Source organism: Flavobacterium sp., assembly GCF_035456085.1.
GTDB lineage: Bacteria > Bacteroidota > Bacteroidia > Flavobacteriales > Flavobacteriaceae > Flavobacterium.
In genome coordinates this window covers 1-6,171 of record NZ_DATIDY010000261.1, presented here as the reverse complement: position 1 = coordinate 6,171, position 6,171 = coordinate 1, and the positions used below count along the sequence as shown (strand labels likewise).

Here is a 6,171-nt window from a genome sequence, read left to right as displayed (position 1 = left end):
AAAATGAACAATCAAAAATAAATTATTACGTACTTTTGTGAAAAATATACGTATTATGAATACCAAACTCACTTTATCGTTAGACAAAGAGGTAATTGAAAAAGCAAAATCGTATGCAAAACAAACCGGCAGAAGCTTATCTGAACTGGTTGAAGCTTATTTTGAAAACTTAACTTCGAAATCAGAAAAAGAAGACGAAATACATCCGAAAGTAAAAAAATTGATTGGCAGGATTACACTTCCAGAAGATTTTGACGAAAACAAAGCAAGAGACGAATATTACAAAGAAAAGTATGGTATTTAATCAGATTTTTTTAGATACCAATATTTTAGTTGATATTGTTGCCAATAGAGCCCCATTTGCAAAAGATGCTATTTTAATCTTTGATTATTGTCAAAGAAAAAGAATTAAAATGTACTCAACCTCCAATTCAATTGCAACCTTACATTACATTGCAAAAAAAATGGTTGACGAAAAGGAACTGCGCTCCATTATTGAAGACTTATTAGAAACAATTTCTATTATTCCAATAACGGAAACCGTTTTAAAAAAAAGCCTAAAATCAAGTCATAAAGATTTTGAAGACGCCATTCAAATTACAGCAGCTCAATCCATTCATAATATGGATTGCATTATAACAAGAGATTTAAAAGATTTTAAAAATTCTGAAATTACCGTTTTAACGCCCGATGAATTTTTAACCAAAATAAATACCAATAATTAATACACAAAGAATGGTACGAGCAAAGCGACTGCATTTGACCATTAAAAAAAATAACTACAACAAATGAATTATTTTTCTTCTGAATTTAAATTAGGAATCCTCGGCGGAGGACAATTAGGCAAAATGCTTTTGTTTGACACCCGAAAATTTGACATACAAACTTATGTTTTAGATCCGAGTGATGAGGCTCCTTCTAAAATAGCTTGTAATCATTTTTTTAAAGGCGATTTGATGGATTTTGAAACCGTTTATAATTTTGGAAAACAAGTTGATGTTTTGACTTTCGAAATTGAATTGGTCAATCTTGATGCTTTAGAGAAATTAGAAAAGGAAGGCACAAAAGTATATCCGTCGCCACAAACCTTGAGATTGATTCAGAACAAGGGCGTTCAGAAAGATTTTTATATCAAAAATAATATTCCGACAGCTCCTTTTAAAAGATATCCAACCTTAAAAGACTTGGTAGTTGATTTAGTAGAATCCAAAATCCAGCTTCCTTTTGTGTGGAAATGTACTGAATTTGGCTATGATGGAAACGGCGTAAAAATCATAAGACAAACCTCTGATTTAGAAAATTTACCAAATGTAGAATGTATTGCAGAAACGATGGTGCCTTTCAAAAACGAATTGGCAGTAATTGTTTGTCGCAATCCACAAGGCGAAATAAAAACATATCCAGTAGTTGAAATGGAGTTTCATCCCGAAGCTAATCAGGTAGAATATGTAATTTGTCCTGCCCGAATAGATATAAATGTGGCTGAAAAAGCAAGAGCAATAGCTTTGAATGTTTCGCAACAATTCAATCATGTTGGTCTTTTGGCTGTTGAAATGTTCCAGACAGAAGATGATGAAATTTTAGTAAACGAAGTCGCTCCTCGTCCACACAACTCAGGTCATTATTCAATTGAAGCCAGTTATACTTCACAATTTGAAAATCATTTAAGAGCAATTTTGGATTTACCTTTAGGAAATACCGACAGTAAAGTAGCGGGAATTATGGTGAACTTAGTTGGCGCCGAAGGTTTTTCCGGTGATGTAGTTTACAAAAACATTGAAACTATTTTGGGTTGGAATGGCGTTACACCACATATTTATGGTAAAAAACAAACACGGCCTTTTAGAAAAATGGGACATGTTACGATTGTAAATGAAAATATGGCAAAAGCAAGAAAAATTGCCGAGGACGTAAAAAATATGATAAAAGTAGTCAGTACTCAATAATCAGATTACAGACTCAACTTTAAACCTTAAAATTTAAATAAAAAACTAAATGAGCAAAGTAGCTATAATAATGGGAAGCATATCGGATATGCCGGTAATGCAAGACGCCATAGACATTTTAAAAGAATTTGGAGTTGAAACAGAAGTTGATATTGTTTCGGCACACAGAACACCTGAAAAATTATTTGATTTTAGTAAAAATGCACACAGCCGTGGTATTTCAGTAATTATTGCTGGAGCTGGTGGAGCGGCCCATTTACCTGGAATGGTAGCTTCGATGTCGCCTCTTCCTGTAATTGGTGTTCCTGTAAAATCAAGTAACTCGATTGATGGCTGGGATTCTGTTTTATCTATTTTACAAATGCCTGGCGGTGTTCCCGTTGCCACTGTAGCTTTAAATGGAGCTAAAAACGCAGGAATACTTGCAGCTCAAATCATTGGAAGTGCTGACAAAACCATTTTGGGCAGAATCATTACTTATAAAGAAGGACTAAAAGAAGCAGTTTATAAATCTTCTGAAAACTTGACAAAATAAAAAAAGCTCCCAAAAGGAGCTTTTTTAAATATTGTAAATTCTAAATTTGGGGAAAAATTTAGTATTAATCAATATAAATTTCTTTTGATTTGGGGACAAAAAGAGTTTATAATTTTCGAGCGAACTAACTCTCTAAGAATTAATTACTCGACAAAAGTATATAAAAAATCGACAAAACACATAGTTATTTCAAATTTTAACATCTTTTTCTTGTTTATTCTCCAATACATAAAAATATGACAATCAACAATTTGACATAAATAGAACTTAAAATCATGAATATATTACTCCATCAATTCGACACAAAGCTTGGAACAGCGCCATTTTCGAAAATAAAAAACGAAGATTATTTGCCCGCTTTCAAAGAGGCTATTGAATTAGCAAAAAAAGAAATCGACACTATAGTTAATAACACAAAAATTCCCACTTTCGAAAATACAATTGAAGCTTTATCATTTAGCGGTGACACTTTAGACCGAATTTCAAATATCTTTTTTAATTTAAATTCGGCCGAAACGAGTGATGAAATGCAAAAAATTGCTCAGGAAGTTTCTCCTTTATTATCTGAATTTGGAAATGATGTTCGCTTAAATATTGATTTATTTGCAAAAGTAAAATCGGTTTATGACGAAAGAGAATCTTTGAACTTATATCCTGAACAAGCTACCCTTTTGGACAAACAATACAAAAGTTTTTCAAGAAACGGAGCGAATTTACCTGAAGACAAAAAAAATCAGTTGCGAGAAATTGACAAAGAATTATCAAAGTTGAGTTTACAATTCGGCGAAAATGTTTTGGCCGAGACCAATGCTTTCGAATTGCATATTACTGATGAAAAAGATTTGTCTGGTTTGCCAGAAGGAACTATTGAAGCCGCTAGGTTATTAGCAAAAGAACAAGAAAAAGAAGGCTGGATTTTCACATTAGACCATCCAAGTTATCTGCCTTTTATGACGTATGCCGACAATCGTGAATTGCGAAAAAAAATGGCGATTGCTTTTGGTGCCAGATGTTTTCAAAATAATGAATTTGATAATCAGGAAATCGTTTTGAAAATTGCCAAATTACGTTTTGAAAGAGCTAATCTTTTAGGATATGCAACGCATGCTCACTTTGTTTTGGAAGAAAGAATGGCTCAAAATCCTGATAAAGTCAAATCGTTTTTGAATGATTTATTAGCCAAAGCTAAACCTGCTGCCCAAAAAGAATTTGAACAATTATCAGCTTTCGCTAAAAAAATAGACGGAATCGAACAATTAGAAAAATGGGACGGAGCTTATTATTCTGAGAAATTGAAACAACAGCTTTTCAATTTGGACGATGAAAAATTGAAACCTTATTTTCAATTAGAGAAAGTATTAAATGGAGCTTTTACCATTGCCAAAAAACTTTACGGATTGACATTTACGGAAGTTTTCGACATCGATAAATACCACGAAGAAGTTACTACTTATGAAGTCAAAGATGAATTTGGTGAGCTAGTTGCTGTTTTCTATGCTGATTTCTTTCCGAGAAAAGGCAAACGAAATGGCGCTTGGATGACTTCGTTCAAATCACAATATATTAAAGACGGTAAAAACGAAAGACCTCATATTTCGAACGTTTGTAATTTTACAAAACCAACAGAAACCAAACCATCACTTTTGACATTTAATGAAGTGACGACTTTATTTCATGAATTTGGTCACGGATTGCATGGAATGTTGGCGAATACAACTTATCCAAATTTATCCGGAACTTCAGTTTACTGGGACTTTGTAGAATTACCAAGTCAGATTATGGAAAACTGGTGCTATGAACCGGAAGCTTTAGCTTTGTTCGCACATCATTATGAAACTGGCGAAGTGATTCCACAAGAATATGTAGAAAAAATCAAAGAAAGTGCGAGCTTCCAAGAAGGAATGGCAACTATGCGTCAACTGAGTTTTGGACTATTAGATATGGGCTGGCATGGACAAGATCCTACCAATATCACTGACATCAAAACTTTTGAAAGCGAACAATTTGCTTCTACTCAATTATATCCTGATGTAAAAGAAAATGCGATGAGCACAGCCTTTTCTCATATTTTTCAAGGTGGCTATTCTTCTGGTTATTACAGCTACAAATGGGCCGAAGTTCTAGATGCTGATGCTTTTGAATATTTTAAAGAGAATGGCATTTTCAACAAAGAAGTTGCTACAAAATTCAAAGATAATGTCCTTTCAAAAGGAGGAACTGAATTGCCAATGGAATTGTACAAACGCTTTAGAGGGCAAGAACCAAGTCCTGATGCGTTGTTGAAACGCGCTGGGTTGTTGTAAATTATTTTGATTTTAAAGTAACGATTTCTGATCTTAGATATAAACCGAAGTGATATGCTTCGGTTTTTTTATTTAAAAAATTCTCTGAAATTTTCTTTGGTAACAACCAAAAAATTAGGCTGATAAGCATCTTCGAATGGTTTAGGAAGTTTTACTTTTTTCAAAGGCGACCATTTGAATTCAAAAGCATTTATCGTATCTGCATTTATTTCGATATAATCAATTTCTTGTTGCGAAGTAGTTCTCCAGAAATACGGTTTCGCCAAACTATCGGAGTAAGCAAGCGTCTTTATTCGCTCTGAAACTAAAAAATTCTCCCATAAAGCACCTTTGTCTTGTCTGAATTCAAGCGCGTTAAAATTTCCAATTAGCATATTACGGACACCGTTATCATAAAAATAAATTTTTCGATTGGCTTTAATTTCGTTGCGAAGGTTTTTACTAAAGCTATTAAGCCTAAAAATCACAAAAGCTTTTTCGAGCAAATCAATATAATTACTCACTGTGTTTTTATCTACACCAACTAATTGGGAAAGCTCGTTGTAACTCACTTCGCTTCCAACTTGCAGAGCCAAAGCTCGCAAAATTTTTTCTAAAACTTCTGACTTTCTAATTCCTGCTAAACTTAGAATATCTTTATACAAATAACTTGAAACCAAGTTTTTCAGAATTTCATATTCATTTCCAAAATGATTAATAACATCAGGATACATTCCATATAACAAACGTAGTTCTAATTGTTGTTGTGCTTTGATATAGCCAACGCTATTCTCAAATTCATTCCATGAAATGGGAAATAAATGATATTCAAATTTTCTTCCCGTAAGCGGTTCTTGAGTAACATAATTGATATCAAAAGCTGATGAACCACTCACAATTACTTGCACATCTTTAATTTGGTCAACAATAATCTTCAACTTCAAACCAATATTAGGAATACGCTGTACTTCATCAATAAATACATACTTATAATTACCTATAATACTTTTTAAAGTTTCTGTATTGGCATTCGCCAAAGTATCCACAACCACAGTGTCATCACCATCCAAAAAAAGAAACGGAATACCTTCCAACAAAGCATTTACCAAAGTAGTTTTGCCCACTTGTCGTGGACCAATAAGTAAAATAGCCTTTCCTTTATTTAAATTTCCTTTAATCCTTGAAGTTAAATCTCTAAAAATCATAGTTATAAATTTAAAACAAATATATGCAAATAATTACTATTCACCAATTTTAATCAATTTTAGTGAACATATTCACCAATTTTATATATTTTTCAGTGAATGTATTCACCAAAATTGATTTTTTTAAATACCCAATTAATATTTTGGAGCAAATAAATAAATCTAAAACTAAATAAATCTAAAACAAACTTTCATTTATTTTT

At 32.6% G+C, this 6,171-nt stretch carries 6 protein-coding genes; 5 read left to right on the top strand and 1 reads right to left on the bottom strand.

What is annotated here, in order from left to right; translation table 11 throughout:
* Nucleotides 1–55 precede the first annotated feature (55 nt).
* The 5 genes from VLC96_RS18720 (at nucleotide 56) to VLC96_RS18700 (ending at nucleotide 4,784) form a co-directional block, all read left to right on the top strand.
* Nucleotides 56–304, top strand: coding sequence for a DUF6364 family protein (locus VLC96_RS18720; protein WP_325265363.1), 249 nt, complete (start codon nucleotides 56–58; stop codon nucleotides 302–304).
* Nucleotides 294–725, top strand: coding sequence for a type II toxin-antitoxin system VapC family toxin (locus VLC96_RS18715; RefSeq protein WP_325265362.1), 432 nt, complete (start codon nucleotides 294–296; stop codon nucleotides 723–725). The genes VLC96_RS18720 and VLC96_RS18715 overlap by 11 nt, the downstream gene beginning before the upstream one ends.
* A gap of 63 nt (nucleotides 726–788) precedes the next feature.
* A complete protein-coding gene (locus VLC96_RS18710; protein ID WP_325265361.1) occupies nucleotides 789–1,946 on the top strand; it encodes a 5-(carboxyamino)imidazole ribonucleotide synthase in 1,158 nt (385 codons plus the stop codon).
* A gap of 49 nt (nucleotides 1,947–1,995) precedes the next feature.
* Nucleotides 1,996–2,481 carry a 5-(carboxyamino)imidazole ribonucleotide mutase gene (gene purE, locus VLC96_RS18705; protein ID WP_325265360.1) on the top strand — a complete coding sequence of 162 codons (486 nt, stop codon included), beginning with the start codon at nucleotides 1,996–1,998 and terminating at the stop codon, nucleotides 2,479–2,481.
* A 275-nt stretch (nucleotides 2,482–2,756) separates the two neighbouring features.
* Nucleotides 2,757–4,784 (top strand): M3 family metallopeptidase, encoded by a 2,028-nt coding sequence (locus tag VLC96_RS18700; protein WP_325265359.1) that lies wholly within the window; start codon nucleotides 2,757–2,759, stop codon nucleotides 4,782–4,784.
* 68 nt (nucleotides 4,785–4,852) lie between these two features.
* Here VLC96_RS18700 and VLC96_RS18695 read toward each other — a convergent pair whose 3' ends face one another.
* Complete coding sequence (locus VLC96_RS18695; protein ID WP_325265358.1) at nucleotides 4,853–5,968, bottom strand: ATP-binding protein; 1,116 nt, start codon at nucleotides 5,966–5,968, stop codon at nucleotides 4,853–4,855.
* Between the last annotated feature and the right edge of the window lie 203 nt (nucleotides 5,969–6,171).

Excerpts from the sequence above, each read along its gene's own strand:
- VLC96_RS18720 (WP_325265363.1), top strand. The coding sequence starts at position 56 with ATGAATACCAAACTCACTTTATCGTTAGACAAAGAGGTAATTGAAAAA.
- VLC96_RS18715 (WP_325265362.1), top strand. The coding sequence starts at position 294 with ATGGTATTTAATCAGATTTTTTTAGATACCAATATTTTAGTTGATATT.
- VLC96_RS18710 (WP_325265361.1), top strand. The coding sequence starts at position 789 with ATGAATTATTTTTCTTCTGAATTTAAATTAGGAATCCTCGGCGGAGGA.
- purE (WP_325265360.1), top strand. The coding sequence starts at position 1,996 with ATGAGCAAAGTAGCTATAATAATGGGAAGCATATCGGATATGCCGGTA.
- VLC96_RS18700 (WP_325265359.1), top strand. The coding sequence starts at position 2,757 with ATGAATATATTACTCCATCAATTCGACACAAAGCTTGGAACAGCGCCA.
- VLC96_RS18695 (WP_325265358.1), bottom strand. The coding sequence starts at position 5,968 with ATGATTTTTAGAGATTTAACTTCAAGGATTAAAGGAAATTTAAATAAA.